The organism is Micromonospora sp. NPDC048930 (assembly GCF_043197935.1).
Taxonomy (GTDB): domain Bacteria; phylum Actinomycetota; class Actinomycetes; order Mycobacteriales; family Micromonosporaceae; genus Micromonospora.
This window is the reverse complement of the sequence record NZ_JBICUB010000003.1, coordinates 539749-563145: the sequence shown is the minus strand read 5'-3', so window position 1 is coordinate 563145 and position 23397 is coordinate 539749. Positions and strand designations below refer to the sequence as shown.

At 73.9% G+C, this 23397-nt stretch carries 21 protein-coding genes; 9 read left to right on the top strand and 12 right to left on the bottom strand.

What is annotated here, in order from left to right:
• Positions 1-18: 18 nt before the first annotated feature.
• From ACGFI9_RS11430 to fxsA, 4 genes are all read right to left on the bottom strand, one after another.
• Complete coding sequence (locus ACGFI9_RS11430; protein WP_393177612.1) at positions 19-1311, bottom strand: hypothetical protein; 1293 nt, start codon at positions 1309-1311, stop codon at positions 19-21.
• A gap of 88 nt (positions 1312-1399) precedes the next feature.
• On the bottom strand, positions 1400-2428 hold the full coding sequence (locus tag ACGFI9_RS11425) for a hypothetical protein (protein ID WP_393177610.1): 1029 nt from the start codon (positions 2426-2428) through the stop codon (positions 1400-1402).
• A gap of 40 nt (positions 2429-2468) precedes the next feature.
• A complete protein-coding gene (fxsT, locus tag ACGFI9_RS11420) occupies positions 2469-6425 on the bottom strand; it encodes an FxSxx-COOH system tetratricopeptide repeat protein (protein WP_393177608.1) in 3957 nt (1318 codons plus the stop codon).
• A gap of 86 nt (positions 6426-6511) precedes the next feature.
• The gene (gene fxsA, locus ACGFI9_RS11415; RefSeq protein ID WP_393177606.1) at positions 6512-6694 is read right to left on the bottom strand and encodes an FxSxx-COOH cyclophane-containing RiPP peptide; all 183 of its coding nucleotides are present in this window, start codon (positions 6692-6694) and stop codon (positions 6512-6514) included.
• Positions 6695-7155: 461 nt separating this feature from the next.
• Between fxsA and ACGFI9_RS11410 the strand changes: the two genes are divergently transcribed.
• The 4 genes from ACGFI9_RS11410 to ACGFI9_RS11395 all read left to right on the top strand — a co-directional run bounded on the left by ACGFI9_RS11410 (position 7156) and on the right by ACGFI9_RS11395 (position 13002).
• Entirely contained in the window at positions 7156-8361 is a 1206-nt protein-coding gene (locus tag ACGFI9_RS11410) for an FxsB family cyclophane-forming radical SAM/SPASM peptide maturase (protein ID WP_393177604.1), read from the top strand.
• The gene (locus tag ACGFI9_RS11405; RefSeq protein ID WP_393177602.1) at positions 8358-9776 is read left to right on the top strand and encodes an HEXXH motif domain-containing protein; all 1419 of its coding nucleotides are present in this window, start codon (positions 8358-8360) and stop codon (positions 9774-9776) included. The genes ACGFI9_RS11410 and ACGFI9_RS11405 overlap by 4 nt, the downstream gene beginning before the upstream one ends.
• A 67-nt stretch (positions 9777-9843) precedes the next feature.
• Entirely contained in the window at positions 9844-11523 is a 1680-nt protein-coding gene (locus tag ACGFI9_RS11400; protein ID WP_393177600.1) for a right-handed parallel beta-helix repeat-containing protein, read from the top strand.
• A gap of 198 nt (positions 11524-11721) precedes the next feature.
• Positions 11722-13002 carry an Ig-like domain-containing protein gene (locus tag ACGFI9_RS11395; RefSeq protein WP_393177598.1) on the top strand — a complete coding sequence of 427 codons (1281 nt, stop codon included), beginning with the start codon at positions 11722-11724 and terminating at the stop codon, positions 13000-13002.
• Positions 13003-13166: 164 nt separating this feature from the next.
• On the opposite strand, the gene ACGFI9_RS11390 is transcribed toward ACGFI9_RS11395, so the two are convergent.
• The 3 genes from ACGFI9_RS11390 to ACGFI9_RS11380 all read right to left on the bottom strand — a co-directional run bounded on the left by ACGFI9_RS11390 (position 13167) and on the right by ACGFI9_RS11380 (position 16183).
• Entirely contained in the window at positions 13167-14186 is a 1020-nt protein-coding gene (locus ACGFI9_RS11390) for an SMP-30/gluconolactonase/LRE family protein (RefSeq protein ID WP_393177596.1), read from the bottom strand.
• A gap of 75 nt (positions 14187-14261) precedes the next feature.
• Positions 14262-15278 (bottom strand): ABC transporter permease subunit, encoded by a 1017-nt coding sequence (locus tag ACGFI9_RS11385; RefSeq protein ID WP_393177594.1) that lies wholly within the window; start codon positions 15276-15278, stop codon positions 14262-14264.
• Positions 15275-16183 carry an ABC transporter ATP-binding protein gene (locus tag ACGFI9_RS11380; protein ID WP_393177592.1) on the bottom strand — a complete coding sequence of 303 codons (909 nt, stop codon included), beginning with the start codon at positions 16181-16183 and terminating at the stop codon, positions 15275-15277. The genes ACGFI9_RS11385 and ACGFI9_RS11380 overlap by 4 nt, the downstream gene beginning before the upstream one ends.
• A gap of 117 nt (positions 16184-16300) precedes the next feature.
• Here ACGFI9_RS11380 and ACGFI9_RS11375 point away from each other — a divergent pair, with 117 nt between their 5' ends.
• The 3 genes from ACGFI9_RS11375 (at position 16301) to ACGFI9_RS11365 (ending at position 18588) form a co-directional block, all read left to right on the top strand.
• Complete coding sequence (locus ACGFI9_RS11375; protein ID WP_393177590.1) at positions 16301-17455, top strand: sensor histidine kinase; 1155 nt, start codon at positions 16301-16303, stop codon at positions 17453-17455.
• Entirely contained in the window at positions 17452-18108 is a 657-nt protein-coding gene (locus ACGFI9_RS11370) for a response regulator (RefSeq protein WP_393177588.1), read from the top strand. Before ACGFI9_RS11375 ends, ACGFI9_RS11370 begins: the two co-directional genes overlap by 4 nt.
• Positions 18109-18207: 99 nt before the next feature.
• Positions 18208-18588, top strand: coding sequence for an STAS domain-containing protein (locus tag ACGFI9_RS11365; protein ID WP_393177586.1), 381 nt, complete (start codon positions 18208-18210; stop codon positions 18586-18588).
• 101 nt (positions 18589-18689) lie between these two features.
• Here ACGFI9_RS11365 and ACGFI9_RS11360 read toward each other — a convergent pair whose 3' ends face one another.
• A complete protein-coding gene (locus ACGFI9_RS11360) occupies positions 18690-18935 on the bottom strand; it encodes a GntR family transcriptional regulator (protein ID WP_393177584.1) in 246 nt (81 codons plus the stop codon).
• Positions 18936-19403: 468 nt separating this feature from the next.
• On the opposite strand from ACGFI9_RS11360, the gene ACGFI9_RS11355 reads away from it, so the two are divergent.
• Entirely contained in the window at positions 19404-19544 is a 141-nt protein-coding gene (locus ACGFI9_RS11355; protein WP_393177582.1) for a hypothetical protein, read from the top strand.
• Positions 19545-19860: 316 nt separating this feature from the next.
• Here the strand turns inward: ACGFI9_RS11355 and ACGFI9_RS11350 are convergent, their stop codons facing one another.
• From ACGFI9_RS11350 to ACGFI9_RS11340, 3 genes are all read right to left on the bottom strand, one after another.
• Entirely contained in the window at positions 19861-20151 is a 291-nt protein-coding gene (locus tag ACGFI9_RS11350; RefSeq protein ID WP_393177580.1) for a hypothetical protein, read from the bottom strand.
• Between the two features lie 411 nt (positions 20152-20562).
• Positions 20563-20931: an FKBP-type peptidyl-prolyl cis-trans isomerase gene (locus tag ACGFI9_RS11345; RefSeq protein ID WP_393177578.1), complete on the bottom strand. Its 369-nt coding sequence runs from the start codon at positions 20929-20931 to the stop codon at positions 20563-20565.
• 173 nt (positions 20932-21104) lie between these two features.
• Positions 21105-21671, bottom strand: coding sequence for a DoxX family protein (locus ACGFI9_RS11340; protein WP_393177875.1), 567 nt, complete (start codon positions 21669-21671; stop codon positions 21105-21107).
• 226 nt (positions 21672-21897) lie between these two features.
• On the opposite strand from ACGFI9_RS11340, the gene ACGFI9_RS11335 reads away from it, so the two are divergent.
• Positions 21898-22596, top strand: a complete 699-nt coding sequence (locus tag ACGFI9_RS11335) for a CBS domain-containing protein (protein WP_393177576.1) — start codon at positions 21898-21900, stop codon at positions 22594-22596.
• A gap of 43 nt (positions 22597-22639) precedes the next feature.
• Here the strand turns inward: ACGFI9_RS11335 and ACGFI9_RS11330 are convergent, their stop codons facing one another.
• A complete protein-coding gene (locus tag ACGFI9_RS11330) occupies positions 22640-23356 on the bottom strand; it encodes a helical backbone metal receptor (protein WP_393177574.1) in 717 nt (238 codons plus the stop codon).
• Between the last annotated feature and the right edge of the window lie 41 nt (positions 23357-23397).

Genomic DNA, 23397 nt, shown 5'->3' with positions numbered 1-23397 from the left:
CGCCGGGTGATCCGCGGATCAGCCGCGTTCGCGCTCGACCTTCGACACCGTGCCGGCGGCGGCATCTCCTCCCGCCTGTGCCGGGAGGATGCCCGAGCGCTCGTGTGGACCGACTCCGGTCTGCTCCCGGCCGTCCGGTGCCGGGGCGCCGGTACGCCGCCCCCACCGGGCCAGGGATCCTCCGGTGTCCAGCACGCCGTTGCTGACGGCGTGCAGCACCGCGACCACCAGGATGGCCGGAGCCACCACCCCCACCGTGCCGGGCACGCTCGCCTCCAGCAGGAGAGCGAGGATGATCGCGGTAATCCCGTTCTGCTGCCCCACCGCCAGGTACGCGCGGTCCCGTCGGGTGATCCGCGCCGGGATGACCAGGCCGACCACGACCTGGGCGCCGAAGGCAGCCACCCCGAGCACGAGACCGGCCCACAGGTCGACCCCCTCGGCCAGGGCCAGCCCCAGGAGGAAACAGGCGGCCAGAAAGGCCCCCTGCGTCACCCCGCCGAGCAGCCGTCCCAGCGGCGGCCGGAAGAACAGCCCGAGCAGGGCGACGCCGAGGGCGAGCGAGTAGACGACGGCGAGGGCCAGCAGCGCCACCAGAACCGCTGTCTCGATGACAGCCGGCCAGACCCGGTCACCCGGCTCCTGGTCCGGCACCCGGGCGGTAGCGAACCGTTGGAGTATCCACCACAGCAGCAGCCCGAGCGCGGCCAGCGCGAGGTTCTGGGCGATGCTGACGCCGATCGAACCGGCGGCGGGACCGATGGTCGTCAACTGACCCGTGCTGGCGGAGCCCCACCGGAGCAGCCAGGCGGCGCCGTAGACGGTCAGCACCACGGTGATCGGGTCGTCGAACGACGCCCATGCGGCCAGCAGCGCCTTGGCGCGCGCCGACATCCGGGAGCCGGCACTCATGGCCGCGACCGCCAGCGGGTCGATCTGGGCCACGGCGAGCCCCAGCACGGCGTAGCGCGGCTCCCGGAAGACCAGGTACATGGCGCCGGCGATCAAGGCAGCCTTGGTCAGCACGCCGACGGTCACGGCGAGTGTCACCGTGCCGGCACCGACCCGCAGCTCGTCGCGGGAGATGCCGTGCGTGCTGCTGTAGAGGCCGACGACCAGCAACGCGCCGGCGATGGCGAGGTATCCAACCGAGTTCTCCCGTACCTGCACCCCGGCCGCGACCGCCAGCAGCCAGCCCAGGCCCGCCGTGCCACTGATCAGCACGAGCCGGCCCAGGCCCCAGTCGTGCCAGGGCTGGGCGGGCACGGGTGCCGGGCGGGCCCGACGGGCGAACCGACTGATCGTGATCAACGTCCCGCCCTCGATGTCCGCCCCGTCCCGCCGGCATTACCGTGATGCCGGCGGGACGCCGTCCGGGCCGGTGACCCCGCTCGCGTCGTCACGGCCAGGCCGCCAGGACGGCGTCGAGCTGGCGTTCGGCCGAGCCGACCCGGGGCTGGTACAGCGTCAGGCCGACAATGTATCGCGACTCGTCGATCCTGCGGTAGTAGATCGCGCCGCTCTCGACGTCCAGCACGACGCGGCGGAGCGGACCGCCGATCGAGGCCCGGGCGGTTCGGCCCAGCTCCCGCACGTAGTCCGGCAGCTCGACGGCCACCTGTGCGTAGCGGGCCCGGCGGTCGCCGGCGCTGGCCCAGCCGTCCGCGTCGAACTGCCCGTCCCGCAGCACGTCGACACAGAACACCCGACGTCCGTTCTCGATCAGGGCGACCAGGTGCAGGTCGTACGGTCGCACCGCCGCCCGGCACACCGCGACGGCGGGGTGGTCCGCCCGCCCGGTGACGGTGAGGGAGGTCGCCGCGGTGCGCTGCTCCGGGATTCCGGTGGCCGGTGGCCGGTGCGGCTGTGCCGCGCGGAGGGTGTCGGAGAGGCCTTCGGTCCGCCAGCCGCCGAGGTCGTACTCCCGGGCATGGATCTCGTCCCGGTAGCGCTCCACCGCCCCGGAAACCGTCGCGTCCACCCGGTTGACCAGGTCGGTGCGTTCCGCCGGGTCGTCCGGCAGACGGAGAACCGCGCCGAAGAGGTAGCTGCCAGGGATGATCTGGTCGCAGTAGGCGACGCCCCCGTCCGTCTGCAGGACGAGTCGGATCAGTGAGCCGGTGCCCAGGTCGATGAGCCAGTCGTGCAGCGGGTGGTCCATCTGGAAACTGGCCTTGCGGGCCAGCTTGTGGCACGCCTCCCGGGTGTCCTCGGCGCCCTCGTCGGCGAACCGGTCATCGTGGTGGTCGCACCGGCCGTCCGTGCACCAGGAGATGTAGTGCAGGTCGGGGCTGGCGTCCAGCAGGTCCCCGACCCGCTGCCGCCGGTCGGTGCCGGTGTCCGCCTGACCATCGGCCGGGACGGTGGTCACGGCGGGGCCCGGGACGGGCTCGTCCGGCGGGGGCGGACGGTATTCGTCGGCGTTCACCGGTGCGGCCTCCTTCGGTGGGATCGAGCGGGACGACGGGTCACATCTGGGGCGCGTCGACGGCGATGCCGTCGAACCGCGACGGGTCGGCCGGGGACGTGTCGAGGAGCCGGAGGTTGCGCTGGGCGGCCAGGGTGTACGGGTGCTCCGCGGGCAGGTCCTCCGCACACCACTGGGCGGCCTCCCCGCCGAGATCGCGCGCCCGCCGGGTGTCGCCGACGGACGCCAGGTGGGCGGCCTGGTTGACCATCGCGGCCAGCACCCACGGGTGGGTCGGTCCGGACAGCGTGGCCCGCAGCCCGTGCCACGCCCGTTCGCCCTGGTCCCGGGCCTCCTCGAGTTGGCGGTTGCCGCGCAGGAACAGCGCCAGGTTCATCTGGCACAGCCCGGTGAACGGGTGGTCGGGGCCGAAGGCGGCCGACTTGCGGTAGCGGTCGAGGACGTCCCGGGCGATGCGGACGGCCTCGTGCGGGGTGCCGGTGACGTGGTGGTCGGCGGCCAGGGCCATCCGGCAGCCCCAGGTGTCCGGGTGCTCCTGGCCCAGCAGCCGGTCGAAGGCCCGGACCAGGTCGGTGTTGCTGGCCATGGCCTCCCGCGGGCTGCCGGCGGCGCGTTGGGTCACCGCGAGGCTGCGCGCCACCCGCAGCGCCACCCGGTGTTCCCGCCGCCGCCCGTCGAGGGTCCGGTTGACCCACCCGTCCGCCTGCCGCAGGGTCTCCAGCGCCGCGTCCACGTCGCCGAACTCCCGCTGGTAGGTGCCCAGACTCTCGGCGGTCCACCAGGTCCTCGGGTTGGCGTCGCCGAGCAGCCGCAGGCGCCGGGCCAGGAGGTCGGACTGGATGAGCATCGCGGTGTGCGCGTCGCCGTCCAGGTAGGACGAGAGCGCCAGGTTATGCGCCGCCATCAGCGTGTGCGCGTGGTCGCCGCCGAGCGTCCGGTCAAACCCGTGGTACGCGATGCTGTCGTACTGCTCGGCCTCGTCGTAGCAGCCGAGCGCGCGCAGGTCACCGGCGAGCCCCCGGGTGGTGACGAGGGTCCGCAGGTGGTCCACGCCCTGGCTGTCGGACTGCTGGAGCCGCACAGTCTCGTCAACGGTGCGGGCTCTCGCGTAGTCACCCTGGGCCCGCAGGATGTTGGCCCGCTCCACCTCCAGCCAGAGCAGCGTCGGGTCGTCGGGCGGTACGGTCGGTCGCCACCGGGCCAGCGCCTCGTCGGCGATCCGCAGCGCCGCGCGAGCGACGCTCGCCACCTGTTGCAGCTGCATGAACCGCACCTGCCGGGCCACCCACCGGCGCACCTCGACGGCGGTGGCGGCCACGGCGCCGCTCGGCCCGAGGTGGTGCTGGAGCTCCTCCAGGCGTACCCGGTGCTCCTGGTCCTCGTCCTCAAGGATGCCCGGTGCGAACCGGGCCAGGGCGAGCTGCACCTGCCGCTGGCGGGTCTCGCGTTCGGCGTCGGGCATGCTCTCCCCGATCACCTGCTGCAGCGGGGGGCTGAGGCGCAGCAGGCCGTGGGGGCCCCAGGTGAGGTCGAAGATGCCGAACCGGACCCCGGTCCAGAGCACCCGGTCGAACTCGATCGGGTCGGCCAGCAGCGGGGCGGCGTCCGGGCCGGCGGCCTCGACCAGCGCCGCCACCATCGGACTGCTGCGCAACAGCTTGAGGCTGATCCGGTCGCCGGACAGGTGGACGCAGAGTTCGGCCAGCCGGGCGGTCAGGCCACCGATCGGGATGTGGTCGAGCGTGGTGGCGACCACCTCCCACAGCCGCCACAACCCGCCCCGGTCCGCCACCTCGCCGGCGGGCCTGGCGATCCGCTCCCGCAGCAGGTCCGCCATGGCGGCGACGGTGACCGCGGCATCGGCGGGAGCCTGGCGGCGTACCAGGTCGACCTGTTCCCGCAGCCAGGCGCCGGCCAGCCGGAGCGGGAGCGGGAGGTGATCGACGGCATCGGCGATGGCGCGGGCGTGGGTGACCGTCAGGTCCGGCACGAACTCGTGGAGCAGGGAGACGGCCTCCTCCGGGCTGAGCCGGCCGACGACGACCTCGCTGTCGGTCGGCCTCAGCACGCCGGGTCGGGCGACGAGCACCACGTGTCCGCACGGCCCGGCCGGCACCAGATCGTCGAGCAGGTCGAGATCGCGGACGTCGTCGTAGACGAGCAGGTACGGATGACCGAACGCGGGCTTGCGGAGCAGCTCCACCACCTCGCGGGCGCCGAGGCGCTGGTCCTCCTCGGCCGCCGTCCCGCGGCGGGCCGGTGCCCGGCCGTTGGCGAGCCCTTCCTTGCGTAACGCCTCACCGAGGCGGCGCAGGGCCTGGCCGGCCGACTCCCGGCTCTCGGCCGGGATCCACCAGACCACGTCGTAGTCGCCACCGAAGCGGACGGCGAACTCGCGGGCCAGCGCGGCCTTTCCGATGCTGATCGGGCCGGTCAGGGCCGCCGGGACCTCGGCGTCGGCGAGGAGCACGTCGCGCAGGCGCTCCAGCGTGGCCTCGCGGCCGCCGAACCCGGTGACCCTCGCCGGCAGGTCCAGCACCCGCGGGCCCGCCGGCACTCCGGCGCCGGTGCCGGGGAACCGGGGGCGGAAGCGGCCGGTGGATCCGTCGGACCGGAGGCGCATGCCGAGGTGGGTGAGGAGCCGGCCCCGCGCGCCCGCCTCGTCGGCGTCGGTAAGGTCGACCAGGTACAGGTTCCCGGCCCGGACCCCGTAGTCACCGTCGTCGACCTGGAGCTGCAGGACGCTGGGCCGGCACGGTGGGTCCGACGTGTCGGTCCCGGCCGCCAGCCCGGATCCGGCCGGCCCTGGCCCGGCGTCGTCGTCCGCGACGGAGACCGGTGGGCGTTCCGCCGCCCCGGCCGGCCAGGGGTCGGTCCCGCCGCCGTCGGGCAGCGGGCACAGCAGCGCCTCGACCCGCGCGTCGCGGAGCGGACGGTGGCCAACGACGACGACCTGGTCGGCGTCGGTGAGGATGGCCGCATCGCCTGCGGCCGACAGGTCTCGGGTGCGGGCGCCGGCGCGGCCCAGCGCGTCGCGCACCCAGTCCGCCCAGCGGCGGTCGGCCGCATCGTAGGCGAGGTGGACGGTGCCGATGCTGTCCTCGCCGGACACGTCCGCGAAGTCGGTGCGGTACCAGTGCAGCACACCGGGGTCCACGACCGGCAGGACGACAGGCGGCTCCCCGCCGATCAACTCGACCACCCGCAGCAGCCCGTCCCGCACCGCACCCTCGTCCAGCAGGATCGCCAGGTGCTCGTGGTACGCGTGCTGCGGGATCTCCACCACGGCGGGGGCCGCACGGCCGGCCGCGCCGGGATGGTCGAGGCGGGCGAAGGCGTCATGGATCGCCGCCACGTGCCGGGTCGCCTCCGGCTGGTCGTGTGCGATCTGGGTGGCCACCGCCACCAGCCGGAGCTCCTCCGGCCCCTCGGTGGCCAGCCGTCCGACCATCTGGGTCGCCTCCCGGACCGACTGGGGTGCTGGCCGGAAGCAGACCACCACCACGTCGCAGAGGTGGGCGAGGCCGGCCCGGGTCAGCGCCGGGGCCTGGGCCGGGCAGTCCAGCAGCACGTGGTCGTACGCGGTCGCCTCGAGCCGGCTCCGCAGTTCGGCGCCGGTCACCGGATTCCTGACCAGCTCGGAGAACATCCACTGGTCATCCGGCCCGGCGGTGACCACGTCCACGTGTCCGCCGCCCGCCTGCCGGGGGGTGACGTACCGGTCCACCTCGGGCGGGCTGCCGGGCCGGTGCACCAGGTCGATGGCCGCCCGCAGCGCGACGTCGGGCTCCAACCGGGCGACCCGCGGCGGGAAGTGCGCCGGGACCGAGGGCCGGTTCGTCGCCCAGTCCAGGACGAGAACCCGGCGACCCGCGGCGGCCAGCGCCCACGCGGCGTTCGCCACGGTGCTGGTCTGTCCGGACCGACCGCCGGGTGAGCTGAACCCGACGATGTCGGGGTGCGGGGATGCGGTTTCCACCCGCGTCGCTGCGGTCATCGCCGCTCCATGTCTGTCGATCGGGGAGGGGACGGGCCGTCATCCGGCCGATGGCGAAATCCGCCGGCCGGGGTGCCGGACGGGAATCAGTTGTCGGGACTGAGGGCGCTCATGAATCCCAGATACGAATCGGGTTGGTCGGCGAGTTCGTCGCGCAGGCGGCGCAGCGCCATCTCGAACACGGTCGCCGGCAGTTCAGGGATCGCGCGCAGATCGATCCCGGTCAGGTCGATGACCATCGTCTCCCGGTCGGTCTGGTCCTGGCTCATTCGCCTGTGCACCATCCGTTTCCACGTCCGCCAGTGGCTACCCCGACCACGACCGGTCGGTCGACGCCGAAAGGCGCCCGTCGGGGTTGGATTCCATTCAAGGCCACCCTGGCGGGAAACGTCCATCCACCTCACCGTCTTCCCAGCAGTGTCGAGAGTGGGAAAACCACTGCCGATCCGGCCCTCCGGCCTGCCGACGATTGTCGGGCCGGCGTCGGATCCGCCGGTCAGGGCGCGGTTTGCCGAACGCGGGATGCGGGTCGGCAAATCCACGCCCCGCCCGCTGTAGCGCGACCTCTTCCGGATTTCAGTCGGATTCGCGACTTGTCGTCGGCGCGGGATGGCGCCGACGGTCATGCCATTGGTGGACCCCGCCGGATCGACGATGGGACTACGCTCGATGACAGGTGCGCCGATTGCCAACTCCCGACAGTCACGCCAGAGCAGCCAAGGGAGTCTCCTTGACCGATCAGCTCCGGCCGTCCCTGACCGACCCGTCCCCGGCCGACCGGGCGTCGTCCGGGTCCGCCCCACTGCGGCAGTTCATCCTCAAGGTGCACGGCCGCTGCGACCTGGCCTGCGACTACTGCTACCTCTACCGGTTGGGCGACCAGCGCTGGCGGGACCGCCCACCGGTGATGTCCCGGCACACCGTGGACCGGACCGCGGACCGCATCGCCGAACACGTCGCTCGGCACCAACTGTCCGCAGTGGAGCTGGTGCTGCACGGCGGTGAACCGCTGCTCGCCGGCGCCGAACGCCTCGCCTACTCCGTACGGCGGGTGCGCGCCGCGGTCGGCCCCGGGGTGACGGTGCGGGTGGCGACGCAGACCAACGGGGTACGCCTGGACCACCGCTTCCTCGACCTCTTCCGGGAGCTGGATGTCGGGGTGGGGGTCAGCGTCGACGGTGGACGCGAGGTCCACGACCGGCACCGCCGGGACCACCGGGGGCGGGGCTCCCACCGGGCGGTGAGCCGGGCGTTGGCCCTGCTGGCCGAGCCGCGGTACCGACGTCAGTACCTGGGCCTGCTGTGCACCGTCGACCTCGACAACGACCCGGTGCGGGTCTACGAGGACCTGCTCGCGTTCCGGCCGCCGGCTATCGACCTGCTGCTGCCGCACGGCAGCTGGTCCGACCCGCCGCCAGGCCGCGATCCCCACTCCGCCGACGCGCCGTACGGCCGGTGGCTGGTCGAGGTCTTCGACCGGTGGTACGACGCCCCGGTCCGGGAGACCGGCATCCGGCTGTTCGAGGAGGTCATTCGACTGCTGTTCGGCCGTACCTCCCGGTTGGAGGGAATCGGGTTGGGCCCGGCGGCCTCGATCGTGGTGGAGACGGACGGCAGCATCGTGGAGTCCGACCACCTCGTCGCGGTCTCCGGGCACGGGGCCAGCGGGCTCGCCGTCGCGACCGACGGTTTCGACGCGGCACTGCGGCTGCCGCTGGCCCGGGCTCGGCGCGGCGGCCTCGACGGCCTGTCCCCGACCTGCCGGGCCTGTCCGGTGCTGGAGATCTGCGGCGGCGGCCTCTTCTCGCACCGCTACCGTGCGGGGGACGGCTTCCGCAACCCCTCGGTGTACTGCCCGGACCTGCGCCACCTCATCGATCACGTGCACCGCCGGCTCATCGGGGACGTCCGCAGGCTGGCCGGGTCGGCGGCATGACGGCGGCCGGCCCCGCCCGGGCCCACCGGCTCTCCGAGGGGATGCTGCGGGCGTTGGCGAGCGGGGGTGGCGGCCCTGAGGCGGTCCGCGCGCTGGCCGCGATCCGGCACAGCCGGGACCGCCTGCTCACCACCGCCCTGGTGGAGCTCGCGCACCGGTCCGGGCACCCGCAGGCCGCGGCGGCCAGCCAGGCGTACCGGGTGCTCGCCGAGATCGAGCACGTCGTACCGGAGGCGGTTCGGCGGGTGCTGTCGTACCCGACGGTGGGGGCCTGGCTGGCCGGCACGGTGCGGGCGCTGCTACGGCCGACCGCGGGGCCGGTCGCGCCGTCGGCGCTCGGTCAGGTCACGGCGGCCGCCGCCGTCCGGGCCGGGGTGACGACGCGGGTGCCCGCCGCCGGTCCGCTCGTCGTGCTGCCCTCCCTCGGCCAGGCCTGGTTGCCCGGGGACGAGGACGCGTTCGAGGTGCGGGCGGAGCCCGACGGCCCGGTCCTGTGCCGGGGCAGCCACCGCGTGGTGCTGACCCGGTCCGGCGACCGATCGGACGGGCCGGACCGCGCGGAGCGGCCGGCCCGGACCGGCCTCGCCGCCGGACCGGCCGGAGCCGTCGACGCGTCCGGTGCCGTCGGGGCGACGTCGGCGGGCTGGACTCCGCTGCACCGGATCGTCACCGGCGCCGGGCCGCTGCGACTCGCCGTCACGCTCGACGGGCCGGGTTGGCGGTTGGCGCCCGGTGACGGCCCCGATCCCCGGCTGCTGGCCACCGTCGGGCCGGCCGAGCACCGCCGGTGGCGGCGGCGGACGGAGGCCGGGTGGAGCCTGCTCAGCCGACACCACCAGGCCGTAGCGGGTGAGGTGGCCGCGGCGGTCCGCGTGCTCGCCCCGCTGCGCCGCGCCCCGGACGGGCTGGTCAGCGGCACGTTCCGGGACGCGTTCGGGGCGGTGGCGATGTCGCTGCCGCCGGACGCCACCGCGCTGGCGGTGACCCTCGCCCACGAGGTGCAGCACGCCAAGATGGTCGGCCTGATGAGCGCCTTCCAGCTGGTCGAGCCGGGGCCGGACGAGCGGTTCTACGCCCCCTGGCGGGAGGATCCCCGGCCGCTGGGCGCGTTGCTGCACGGCACCTACGCGCACCTCGGGGTGGCCGCGTTCTGGCAGCGGCAGCGCCGCGTCGAGGAGCACGCCGAGTCGGCGTTCGCCGCGCATGTCGCGTTCGCCCGCTGGCGGGTGGCGGCCTGGGAGGCCACCGACGCTCTCGCCCGGACCGGCCGGCTCACCGCGGAGGGGGAGGTGGTGCTCGACGGGATGCGGGCCACGCTGCGCGAGTTCCTCGCCGAGCCGGTGCCGGCCGCGGCCCGGCGCCGGGCCGACGGCCTGGCCGCCGGGCACCGCCGGCGTTCCGGCGCGGCGGGTTGAGGCGGGCGTCGGCGTTTCCCCGTATCGACGGGGGGAATCCGCCTCGGGTCCTCGAGGGAGGAGACCGATGGCGTACGCGCACATGCCCTTCGCCGCCGGGGTACGCCCGTACCCGGTAGCCGGCGCGCCGCTGCTCTGCAACGCCCGCGAGCAGGGCCTGTCCGGGGACGGGACGACCAATGACCAGCCGGCGCTCGCCGCGCTGGTGGACCGGCTGGGCGACGCGTACGCCGCGGACGGGCGGGCCCGGGTGATCTACTGCCCGCCCGGCGTCTACTCGATCCGGGACGCCGGCACGGTGTGGCGCTCGGGGGTCTCCTTGGTCGGGGCGGGACCCGGCGCGACCCGTTTCGTGCTGAGCAACTCCGGCAACCGGGCCGATCCGACCCCGCTGGCCTTCCACACCGCCGTCCAGCACGGCGCGGACCAGCAGCGCCACCTGGCCGACTGCATGTTCGCCGACTTCGAGATCGACGGTTCCGGAGTGGCCTCGGCCGAGTACAACCCGCTCGCCAAGGGTCTCGGGCTCCAGTACGTGGTGCGGGGCGTGTTCCGCAACCTCTACATCCACCACACCGCGGCGACCGGCCTGGGCTGCGACTTCCTCCAGGACACCGTGATCGACGGGGTGCAGGTCGCTGGCTGCGGCCGGCTGGACAACGGCACCGAGATGGGCGGGGCCGGCATCGGGATCGGCGTGGGCGGGTGGGGCAGCGTCGAGCGGCTCAACATCGTCAACTGCTCGGCGGTCGGCAACGCCACCAACGGGATCTTCCTGGAGCTGCAGGAGGTCGGCGAGCTGCGCCCGCGCGGCATCCGGATCATCGGCTGCCACGCCCAGGGCAACCGGTTCGGCATCTCCGACTGGGGCGCGAACGGGCTGATCGTCTCGGCCTGCACGATGACCGGCAACCTGGAGGCGGGCTTCCACGTCTCCGCCAAGGGCACCACCCACTCGGGCGGTCGCGGCGGCATCGTGAGCGACTGCGTGATCGACGGCAACCTGCGCGACGGGATCAGCATCGGCAACACCCCCGGGCCGTACACGATCCGGGGCAACCGGATCAGCGGCAACGGCCGCTACGGCTACCACCAGCGCTCTCTCGGTGGCGTGGAGCAGGAGCACGGGCGGGAGATCGTCCTGGAGAGCAACGACTTCTACGGCAACAGCCTCGACGCGATCCGGATCGACCGGCCGCTCGTCGACGCGATCATCGTGAACAACCGGATCCGGGGCAACGGCCGGCAGTGCGGCCCGGCCGACCACGGTGGTGGCGACTCGGTGCGGTACAGCGAGCGGCAGGTGGTCGACCGGCGCGCGGAGTGGCAGCACGACGAGCACCGGGGCAAGGTGGTCCGGGTCGGCGAGCGGATCGCCGTGGTGGCGGCGAACGACGCGGCGACGCTGACCCTGGCGCCGATCCGACCGGACGCCGACAGCGCCTGGAGCGCGGACACCCCGCCGCCCGGCACCCCGTACGAGCTGCCCGCGGCGCCGACGACCCGGGCCGGCATCACGGTGAACGCCGCTCTGGACTCGGCCAGCATCCGGGGCAACCGGATCTGGGACGGCCGGCAGACCCAGGCGCAGACCCACGGGCTCTGGGTCACCGGGCAGGGCAGCTGCGTGGACTGCCGGGTGGAGGACAACGACCTGGCCGGGAACGCGGAGGCGCCCAGCCGGCTCGACACCCCGCCGATCGGCGGTCGCTGGGACCGCAACCACGGCGACGACGACTGGGCTTGAACCGGTCGTCGCGCCCCGTTCGGCCCCAGCCGGCCGCAGGGCGTGACGCACGGCCCTTTCCGCGCCACCAATTCCCATTTCCGTACGCCCGAGTCGAAATCGAAGTCGGCTCGGGCGAGCAATTCCGCCGAATATGCCACGGCCTCCCGCAGGCCCTAGAGAATGTGAGCCAAGGGGAGTGGAAATGGGGTGCGGAATATGGATGTGAGGCGGCGATTGACGCTGTTCGCGGTGACCATCGCGGCCACACCGTTGGTGGTCGGCGCCTGCACCGCCGGCCAGCGGGAGGCCGTGAAGCCCGGCCACGGCAAGGCGGCGTCCGCGCCGTCGCTCACCGTGACCCCGGGCGACCGGACGAAGGACGTGCCGGTCAGCGCCGAGGTGGGCACCAAGGTCAGCGGCGGGAAGATCACCGCGGTGAAGCTCACCGACGACAAGGGTCAAACGGTGCCGGCGGAGCCGCGGGAGGACGGGTCGAGTTGGGTGCCGACGCGTCCGTTGCAGAATTCGCGCACGTACACGGCGGAGGTGACCGCGACCGGTGACCGCGGGCGGACGGCCACGCAGAAGACGACCTTCACCACGATGGCGAAATCCACCAAGCAGGCCATCACCAGCGAACTGTATTTCACCAGTAATCAGACGTACGGGACGGCGATGCCGGTGGTCGTCGCATTCGACCCGCCCATTCCGAAAGAGGCCAGAGCGGACGTGCAGCGCCGGTTGTTCGTGAAGACCGACCCGCCGCAGCCGGGCACCTGGTCGTGGGAATCGGACGGCAAGCAGGTCGAATACCGGGCGCCCGACCACTGGAAGTCCGGCACGAAGATCAGTGTCCGGAGCGCGCTCCAGGGGCTGCCGATCGGCAAGGACGCCATCGGCGACGCCGACCACACCGCGACCTCGAAGATCGGCCGGCAGGTCAGCCTCGACATCGACAACGCCACCAAGCAGATGACCGTCTACCAGGACGGCAAGCTGCTCCGCAAGATCCCGGTGAGCCTCGGCAAACCGAGCACGCCGAGTTCCAGCGGCACCATGGTGATCATGGAGAAGTTCGACCGGACCACCTTCGACACCCGGGGTGACCCGAACGGCGGCTACGTGGTCGACGTGGACGACGCCCAGCGGCTCACCTGGGGCGGCGAGTTCATCCACAGCGCGCCGTGGTCGGAGGGGGACCAGGGCTCCACCAACGTCTCGCACGGGTGCGCCAACGTCTCCGCCGCCGCCGCGGACTGGCTGATGGGGGTCACGCAGGTCGGTGACCTGGTGACGGTCAAGGGCACCGAGGTGAAGCTGGACCAGGGCAACGGCTTCACGGCCTGGAACGTCAGCTGGGACGAGTTCGCCAAGGGCAGCGCGCTGCCCGTACCGGCCGGGCTGAAGCCCGCGCCCGTCGCCACGCCGCACCCGGGCGCGGTGGCCGGCGGCTCGGCGCCCGCTCCCGCCCCGTCGAAGAGCGTCACCGGCGGCTGACCACCGGGGAGGAACGGCCACGGGCCGGCCCGCCGTGACGGCGGGCCGGCCCCTTTTCGGCCGGCCCGGCGGGCGTCCCTCCGGGAACACGGCGGGCCGGCCCCCGTTACGGCCGGCCCGGCGGGCGTCCCTGCGGGAACCACGCCGGGCCGGCCCGGCCGGCGTCAGGTCAGGTCGACCCGGGCCACGCCCGTCGCGGTCAGGCTGCCCAGCCAGAGGTGCCCAGCGTGCTGCCGCACGCCGGTGATCATCGGGTACGCGCCGCTCGGCCCGTGCAGGGTGCGCAGCACCCGCCCGGTGCCGTCGACCAGCGCGACCAGGCCGTACCGGCGGGGCTGCGGCTGCACGGCGCCCGGCAGCAGGGCGACGAACTGCCGGACCCGGGGGTGCGGCAGCAGCTTCTCCATGATCGGCAGCCGGGGGCTGGGCAGCGCGATCCAGTACGTCCCGTCGCCCACCGCCGAGACGTTGTCCGGGTACGCCGGCAGGTCGGTCAGCACGGTGACCCGGCCGTCCGGCAGGTCCACCCGCAACAGCCGGTGGGTGGCCGTCTCCACCAGCATCAGCGCCGACTCGTCCGGGGTCAGCGCCACGCCGTTGGGGAAGTAGAGCCCGTCCGCCACCACCTCGGTCCGCCCGGTGCGCCGGTCGTACGCCAGCACCCGGCCGTTGGGGCGGTGCTCCAGCAGGTCCCGCTTCCAGTGCGACAGCGGGAACCGGTCCGACGAGTCGGTGAAGTAGATGGTCCCGTCCCGGGCCACCGTGGCGTTGTCGGCGAGGTGCACCGGCGGCGCCGTCCCGGTCAGCTCCCGCACCGCCCCGTCCGGGGTGACCCGCAGCAGCCCCCGGTACGCGTCGCAGACGATCAACCCGCCGTCGACCGGATCCAGCTCGACCCCGAGCGGCCGGCCACCGGTCTCGGCGAGCAGCGTCGGGCGGGTGCCGGCCGGGGCGTCCGCCGGCCACCACCAGAGCCGGCCGTCCTCATCACCGCTGATCGCCCGGCCGTCCGGGTCGACCACCACGTCCTCCGGCCCGTGCCCGCCGTCGGGCAGCGGCAGCAGGTCGGCGCGGTCGAGCCGGACGTCGGCCGGGGCCCACGGCCCGTCCAGCGGCGGCGGCACGGTGGCCGGCTCGCGGACCGGCCGGATCAGCAGGGGCGGGCGCGGGCGGGGAACGACCATCCGGCCATTCTTCCCCGCCGATGCCCCGCCCGGGCAGCCCTCGACGGCGTGTCGCCGAGGGCCGCCCGTCGCCCGTCAGGTGACCCGACGGCGGATCCGCCACCGGCCGAACCCGGCCAGCAGCCCGCTGAGCGCCAGATAGATCCCGGTCTCGAGCCACTGGAACGTCCAGTAGCGCTCGTCGGGCTGGTACGACAGCCGTACGTGCAGGTCGAGCCGGCCCAGGCAGACCGCCGTGTCGCCGAACGTGCCGCCGGCCCCGGTGCGGGGCGGGTCGAGGAGGCAGCGGTCGAAGCGGTCCGCCGCGAGCGGCCGGCCGTCGGCGGTGCGCAGCTCGCTGACGTCGCTGACCCAGGCGTCGGGCACGGACAGCCCCTTGACCACCGGGGCGCCGGTGATGCTGCCCAGCGCCCGGGCCTCGTTGATCGCCTCGGCGGTCATCGGCCGGGAGACCGTGACCGGTGGCATCAGGTGCGGCCGGACCAGGTTGGGCACGACGAACTGCACCACGGTGAACACGAGGGCGGTCAGCGCCATCGCCGGCAGCGTCCGGCGGAGCAGCAGCCCGACGACCGTGCCGAGGGTGAACGCGAAGGCCGCGTACCCGATCGGCGCGATGTTCCGGGCACCGAACACGATGGTGCTGAACCGGTCCCCGGCGAGCCCGTCGACCGGGCTCGCCGCCCAGGTGAGCAGCAGGCTGGCCAGGCCGGCGAAGACCATCGCGGCCGCCCCGACGACCAGCAGCTTGACGGCGAACCAGCGGGTCCGGGTGACGCTCTGGTTCCAGACCAGCCGGTGCGTGCCCGCCTCCAGCTCGCGGGCGACCAGCGGCGCACCCCAGAACATGCCGAGCAGGGCGGGGACGAGGGCGAGCAGCGCGGCCAGGTACAGCAGGGTGTTCTGGTGGTCGCCGAGGAACTGGGCGAGGGCGCCGGCGCAGTCCCCGCCGGCCCGGCAGCGGGACAGGTAGGCGTCGTGGTCGTGCCGGACGGCCAGGCCCAGGTGCACCAGGTAGGCGGCGAGCAGGGCCAGCCCGCCCAGGCCGGCGAGGGCCGGGGCGCGGAACTGCCGCCAGGTCAGCCGGATCATCGCCGCACCGCCGGAACCGGCGCCGAGCCGGTCGACTCGCCGGCCGCCCGGCTCAGGTACGCCAGCGCCAGCTCCTCCAACCCGACCGGCTCCACCGTCCCGGGCAGCGGCACCCCGGCCGGGGTGCGGACCACGACCCGGTCGTACCCGCCGGCCGTCGCCCGCCGCACCGGCTCCACGCCGGCCGGGAGCCGGTCCAGCTCGCCGCGCGGGGCGGTCAGCCGCCGGTGGTCGGCCAGCAGGCGGGTGACGTCACCGGCGAGCTGGACCCGCCCCCCGGCGAGCACCACCAGGTGGTCGCAGACCCGGGCCACGTCCCCGAGCAGGTGCGAGGAGAGCAGCGCGCTGGCGCCCAGCTCCGCGACGAACTCCATCAGGTGGTGCAGGAACCCGTCCCGCGCGAGCGGGTCCAGCGCGGCGGCCGGCTCGTCGAGGATCAGCAGCTCGGGACGCTTCGCGGCGGCTACGGTGAGGGCGAGCTGCGCGCGTTGCCCGCCGGAGAGCCGGCCCGCCCGCTGCGACCGGTTCAGCCCGACCTGGGCGATCCGCCGCTCGGCCAGGGCCCGGTCCCAGCGCGGGTTGAGCCAGGCGCCCATCCGCAGGTGGTCGGCGACGGTCAGGGACGCGTACACCGGGGTGTCCTGGGCGACGTAGCCGACCCGGGCCAGGTGGGCCGCGTCGGCGGCGGGACGGGCGCCGAGCACCCGCAGGCTGCCCTCGGTCGGGGCGATCAGCCCGCAGGCGAGCTGGAGCAGGGTGGACTTGCCGGCGCCGTTCGGCCCGACCAGGCCGATCACCCGGCCCGGCGGGATCCGCAGGTCGCAGTGGGACAGGGCCACCCGCCTGCCGTACCGCTTGGTCAGGCCCTCGGCGTGCAGCACCGGTGGGGAGTTCTCGTCGGTCATGCCCCGAGCCTTCGCGACGGCGGGGCTCCCGCCATCGGTCCACGGCACGGTTCCGGGCCGCCGCGACCGTACTTTTGACCGGTTCGACCCGCGCCGCGATTCCCTAGCCTGGGCGGCATGGGAGATCAGGACCGGTGGAGCGTGACGGCCGACGTCGGGCTGGGGTTGGGCTGCGCCGCCGCGCTCGTCGTCCAGTCGGCCGCCGTGGCGGGCAGCTGGGGCGGCGGGTACTGGGTGTTCGGCTGCGCCGTCGGCATGGTGGTCACCCTGCTCGCCCTGGCCCGTCGGCGGCATCGGGGATGGACGGCGGTCGCGGGCCTGGTGGTCGCCGCGGTCGCCGTCCTCGTCGCCGGCCTGGCCGGGTTGCCGCACGAACCGGGCCCGGCCACCGCCCTGCCCCTGGCCGTGCTGATCGCCTCGGCGGTCGGCACGCTGCCGGTCCGAGCGGCCGTCGCGATCGCCGCCGGTGGAATGGCCGTGGTGGTGGCCGTGGCGATCTCCGCGATCAGCGGCGCGGGTTCCTGGCCCCGGACCGGTGCGGCGGCACTGACCTGGTGGAACGCCCTGGCCTGGCTGGCCGCCGTCGCGGCCGGCACCGCGGTGCGGGTGCTGGACGCCCGCCGCCGGGCCACCGCCGAGCGGGTACGCCGGGACGAGCGCCTGGAACTGGCCCGGGAACTGCACGACGTGGTCGCCCACCACATCACCGGCATCGTCGTCCAGGCCCAGGCCGCGCAACTGGTCGGTGCCCGCCAGCCGGAGCGGGCGCGGCAGGCCCTGGCCGGCATCGAGTCGGCCGGCTCCGACGCGCTCGCCGCGATGCGGCGCCTCGTCGGCATCCTGCGGGACGCCGCCGACGGGGCCCCGGCCTCGGCCGGCCCGGAACAGCTCGCCGACCTGGCCGCCCGCTTCGCCCGGCAGGGCATGGCCGTGCGGCTGCGCGTCCCGGACGACGCGGGGTCCTGGCCGCCCGAGGTGACCGCCACGGTGTACCGCGTCGTCCGCGAGGCGCTGACCAATGTGGCCCGGCACGCGCCGGCGGCCCGTACGGTGGCGGTCGCGGTGACCGAGGAGGCCGGGAGGGTGTCGGTCGAGGTCGTCGACGACGGCCCGTCCGTCCCCGCCCGGCACTCGCGCCGGCACGGGTACGGCCTGGTCGGGATGCGGGAGCGCGTCGCGGCCCTCGGCGGGACGCTGACCGCCGGCCCCCGCCCGGACGGCGGCTGGTCGGTCGCGGCCGTCCTGCCCGCGGCGACCGGGGAGCGCCGGTGACCATCCGGGTGCTGCTCGCCGACGACCAGGCGATGGTCCGGGGCGGCCTGCGGATGATCCTGGAGGACCAGCCCGACATCGAGGTGGTGGCCGAGGCGGTCGACGGGGTCGACGCGGTGGAGCAGGCCCGTCGGCTACGCCCGGACGTCTGCCTGGTCGACATCCGGATGCCCCGGCTCGACGGCCTCCAGGTCACCCGGGCCCTGGCCGGGCCGGGCGTGGTCGACCCGCTGCGCGTCGTCGTGGTGACCACCTTCGACCTCGACGAGTACGTCTACGGCGCGCTGCGCGGCGGCGCGGTCGGGTTCGTCCTCAAGGACGCCGGGCCGGCCCTGCTCGTGGAGGCGGTACGGGCCGCCGACAACGGCGAGGCGCTGGTCTCCCCGTCGCTGACCCTGCGGCTGCTGCGGCACCTGCACCCGCCCGCGCCTCCGGCCGGCGGGCGGTTGCGCCCGGCGCTGTCGGAACGGGAGGCCGAGGTGGTCCGGGCGGTCGCCCGCGGCCGGACCAACCAGGAGATCGCGGCGGAGCTGTTCATCACGCTGAGCACGGTGAAGAGCCACCTCTCCGGCATCCAGCAGAAGCTGGGTGCGCGCAACCGGGTGGAGATCGCCGCGTGGGCCTGGGAGAACCGGGTCGTGGAGAGTCCCTGAGGGTTCACCCCGAGGCCGTCGGGGTGGCCACCCGGTACCTTCCCGGATCCCGGTGGCGGGCGGCCGGAAGTGTCGGTGCCGCGGGATAGGTTCCTGGGCATGGGGCAGCGCAGCGACCGATTCCACGTCGAGATCGACGTGGCCGACCACGTGGTGGACGTCCGGGCGGTCGGTGAGATCGACATCGCCACCGTGGGGTCGTTCCGGGCGGCGCTGTGGGCCGCCCCGGCGCGCCCGGTGCTGCGGGTGGACCTGTCCGGCGTGCGGGTGCTCTCCGCGGCCGGGGTGCGTGCCCTCGTCGCCGCCCACCTGCGGGTCCGGGCCCGGGGTGGTGAGCTGCTGCTGGTCGATCCCGACCCGATGGTGACCCGGGTGCTGCGCGCCACCGGCCTGCACCGCGTGGTGCGGGTCGTATCGGGATCCGACCCGGTCCCGGCCGGCAGGGCGCCGCTGCCCGCGCGGGAGCTGGTCCCGGCCTGACCGGTCTGGGGCGCGGGTGGCGAGAGGTCACGGTCGCGGCGGGCTCGCGCAGCTCCAGGTGTTCGATGGTCGGGCCGGCCGGGGGAGCTGACCGTCAAGTGTCAACGGTTCCGGTCACCCCCGGGCGTGACGAACGTCCCGCGCCCGGTGAAGGTCACTACCCGGCCTTCCTCACGCAGCGCGTCGAGCGCGGCCCGCACGGTGCCGCGCGCTACGTCGTACGTCTGCGCCAGCGTCACCTCGCCAGGGAGCTTGTGCCCGGGTGGCCACTCCCCGCTGTCGATTTTCGCCCGGAGTGCGTCGGCCACTTGTTCGGCGAATGAACGCGGTGACCAAGGGTCGATCATGCCCTCAGGCTTCCACCTGTCCAGCCGAGCCAGGCTGTCTATCCTGTTCATTCTATGGACAGGATGAACAGGTTGAGGTTGAAGTCGGATCGCGCCGCAAAAGCGGCCCTCGGCTCGCGTGGTAGCGCTGGCCGAGGGCCTTGACGCGAATCGAGGTCGCGCCCGTGAACATTCTGCCCGGCAGGCCGCCTCCGGCGACCTGTTCAAGCCCTACCCACGGCGCGAAAGCCCGATCATCGAGCGGCCCGGGAGCGCCGTCAGGGCGTTCAACGCCACCGACCGGAGTATTGCCGGACGCCCACCACCCACAGTCCCAGCCTGTCTTGCCAGGATCGGGTTGCCATGCTGGCCCGGCTCGACCTGAACGTCCGGCCAGCGTGTTCGGTCGGAACGGGGGGCGTCGGCGGTGTGACCAAGGCGTACTCAGTCCCGGTGGTTGGCCCTCGTGAGCTGCCGAAGGAGGGACAGGTGCGGGTCTGGATCGACAGCGGGAGTGGGCCGGGACACAAGATCGAGGTCCGCCCTGAGGACCTGGCCCCTTCCGAACTGGACGACGGGCGGGGTTCGACCGCGATCTACGACCTGAGCGTCCACCACTGCCGGGGGTGACCGAACACCTGTGGGCAGGTGCGGCGGTCCGATGACCAGCGAAGGGCCGGCCGCCGTGCCGTCGCCCATGCCCGAGGGGAGTTCCGGTGCGGCGTGTCTCGTACGAGGAGTACCTGGTCGCCGTGGCGATGACCCTTGCGAGGCGGCATCGGCCGGTCTGGTGTTGGCAGCGGTGGCGGCGGGTCTGCCGGTGCGGAGCTGAGTTGCCGTGTCGTGTCCGGCATCGGATTCCGATCAATCGTGGCCATTGGCCGGGGGGCGGTGAACGACGGGCCGGGGTGTTGATCGACCTGGCCAGCGGCTGAGATGAAGCTGCCTACTTCACCGTCTGCATCGGCTGACCGGTGAAGGCGCTGTAGCCCACAGTAATCAAGATCATGACGCCGGCCACTGCGAAAGCTATGCCAATCAGCCGTTCCAGCAGGACGAAACGCGCTAGACGCTCCTCGTGCGGGACGTCTGGTAGCCAGCGCCATGGCGGAACTCGCCGTAGCACGCTCCCGGTGGACATCGACCGCCGCACGTGCCACTCCGTCACGCCGCGAAAGTTGGTGGCCAGGGCGACTCCGGCAAGGCTCACAGCCGGGCCCGTGACGATGGCCGCCACGACACGCCATGTCTCCATCTGACCCCTCCGGTGTGGTTACCGGATCTTAGTTGGCCACCCCAGGCGATTGGGTGACCAGTTGAGTGACGATCGGCGTAGAGGCCATTGGGTGAGCCTGGACGCTGAGCCATTTCGGCAACCCAAGGGCTGCAAGCAGCAACCCGGCGGTGAACATGTCAGCTCGTCGGGTCGTGGCCATGGTCGCAATCATCGGTGATGCGCCTATCGGCCGACCATGGATTTGTGAGCGCGAAGGTGGGGAAGGCCCCTCAACGAGTCCTCGCGGGACATGTCAGGTCAGACGCGCGAAGCGCCGACAAACGAGGCGACCTTCCCCACCAGCGATCCTCCAACCAGCCGACCTGCACGGTCAGGCCAGCCGGTACCTTGGCAGCCGATCCCGACAGGGAATCAGCGGACGCCGAGCAGGTCCACCACGAAGACCAGCGTCTCGTTCGGCTTGATGACGCCACCGGCGCCCCGGGCGCCGTAGCCCAGGTGCGGCGGGATGGTCAGCCGGCGCCGGCCGCCGACCTTCATGCCGACCACGCCCTGGTCCCAGCCGGCGATGACCTGGCCGCCGCCGAGCGGGAACTCGAACGTCTCACCCCGGTTCCACGAGGCGTCGAACTCGCGGCCGGTCGAGTGGGCCACGCCGACGTAGTGGACGCTGGCCAGCTGGCCGGGGCGGGCCTCCGGGCCCTCGCCGACCGTGATGTCCTCGATGACGAGATCGGCGGGCGGCGCGCCCTCGATCGGGCCAACCTCGGGCTTCTCCATGAACGGGTCTCCTCGGTGCTGATCGGTGCGGTCACCGTCGATCCTGCCGGATCGCGCCCGTCCGATACGTGACGGTCCCCGACGCGGCGTGGCGACGGGGACCGGTGGTGGCACGAAGTGGCGGGCGCCGCCTCTCGGTGACGCCCGCCCGGTGGGTACTGCCCGCACTGACCTCACTTCAGCCAGGGGAGCCGCTGGACGATGGGGAGCTTCGCCCACGCCTTGCCGAGGCCGAGGGTGTTGCCGGCGCCGACCAGGGCCAGGACGGCCAGCAGGCCCGCGTAGATGAGGTGGTCGTCCATGAACGGGTTGTTCTCGGGGGGCAGCACGGCCGTCCACATCATCAGCAGCAGGAGCCCGCCGGCGACCGCGGCGATCCGGGTGCCGATGCCGAGCATCAGGGCCGCGCCGATGCCGAGCAGGCCGAGCATGAACAGCCAGTCCGCCCAGGCCGCGCCGGCGATGTCGTGGTAGATGCCCTCGAACGGGCCGGCCGCGCCGAAGGCGAGGAAGCCCTTGGTGGGGCTGCCACCGTTGATCCAGGCGGCCTTCGCGGCGGTCTCGTGGCCCAGGCCGAACATCTTGTCGAGGAAGGCCCAGAGGAAGGTCCAGCCCAGCGCGATCCGGAGTCCGGCGAGGACGTACCGGGTGGCCTTCTGACGGGTGGTCTCGACGTCCCGGGTGGTCTCGGCCGCCGGTGCGATGGTGTTGGCGGTGATCCGCTCGATCGTCGCGGTCATGGTCTCCACGTCCCTTCCTGTGCCTCGCACCGCGCTTTCCGGTGGCACCTTCATTCCACCGCCGGGACGCCGTCGCGGGCAGGGCCGACCGGGCCGCTCCGGACCGGGACCTTGGACCCCTTCCGGCCCGGTCCGGACGGCCCGCGCCGGCCTGCCGACCGCCTCTGACCAGCGGGTGCCAACGCGCCTAGCGTCGCGAGTGGAAGACCGGGCTGAGGAGGTCGTGATGCGGGCGTGGCAGGTGGACGACGTGATGACCAGGGACGTCGCGACGGTACGCGAGGAGACCCCGTACCGGCAGATCGTCGACGTGCTGATCCGGCAGGGCATCAGCGCCGTGCCGGTGGTGGACTCCTTCGACCGGGTGCTGGGCGTGGTGTCCGAGGCGGACCTGCTGCACAAGGTGGAGCGGGCCGGCCACCCCGACGAGCGTCGGGTGTTCCAGGGGCGGCGCCGGCGTACCGCCCGGGAGAAGGCGGGCGCGCTCGTCGCCGGGGATCTGATGACCGCGCCGGCGGTCACCACCAGCCCGCGGGCATCGCTGCCGGCGGCGGCCCGGCTGATGGACCGCGAGGCGGTCAAGCGGCTGCCGGTGCTGGACGACCTGGGTCGGCTGGTCGGCATCGTGACCCGCAGCGACCTGCTCCGGGTGCACCTGCGCAGCGACGCGGAGATCCGGGAGGACGTGGTGCAGCAGGTGCTGCGCCAGGTGCTCGCGGTCCGGGACGGCCTGGTCACCGTCCAGGTCCGCGACGGCGAGGTCACCCTGGACGGGCGGCTGGACCGGCGGACCGCCGTCGAGCTCGCCGGCCGCCTGGCCACCCAGGTCGCCGGGGTCGTCCAGGTGCACAACGCCATCGGGTACGACGTGGACGACACCAGCCTGATGGAGCTGGACCCGGTGCACGCCACCCCGATCGCCTGACCGCCCGGGCCGCGGGCCCCGCCCTCCCGGCGAGGTCCGCGGCTCAGACCGGCGTGGCGAGCTGGGCGGCGAGCAGCGCGGGCGCCTCGGCGAGCGAGGGCCCGTACCAGGTGAGGTGCCGCCCCGAGACCAGCGCGGCCGGGACGCCGGGAAACGCCTCCGGTCCGTCCGCCGCGGTGAACCGGTACGGCTCGTCCGGCAGCACCACCAGCTCCGGCCGCCGGCCGCGCAGCTCGGCCAGGCTCGGGCGGGGGTAGCGCTCCGCGTGGTCGGCCCACTGGTTGGCCACGCCGAGCCGGCGCAGCACGTCACCGGCGAAGGTGTCCCGGCCGAGCACCACCCAGGGCCGCCGCCACACCGGCACCACCGCCGCCCGCGGCGCCGCCGGCGCGGGCAGCGCGGCCCAGGCCCGCCGGGCGGCGCGCAGCCACTCCGGCTCAGCGGGCACGCCGAGCGCGGCGACCAGCTCCCCGAGCTGGGTCAGCGCCTCCGGGACGGTACGCGGGAAGGTGACCCGCACCGGCACGCCGGCCGCACGCAGCGCGTCCGCGTCGGCGCGTCGGTTCTCCTCCTCGTTGAGCAGCACCAGGTCGGGCCGGAGGGCGAGCACCCGGTCCAGGTCGGAGTACTTGCTGCCGCCGACCCGGGCGACGTCCAGCCCGGCCGGGTGGCTGCACCAGTCGGTGGCGCCGACCAGCGCCCCGGGCCGGGTCAGCGCCACCGCCTCGGTCAACGACGGCACCAGCGACACCACCCGCACGGCGGCTCCCTTCCTCGCGGACCCGCCCATGCTCCCGCATC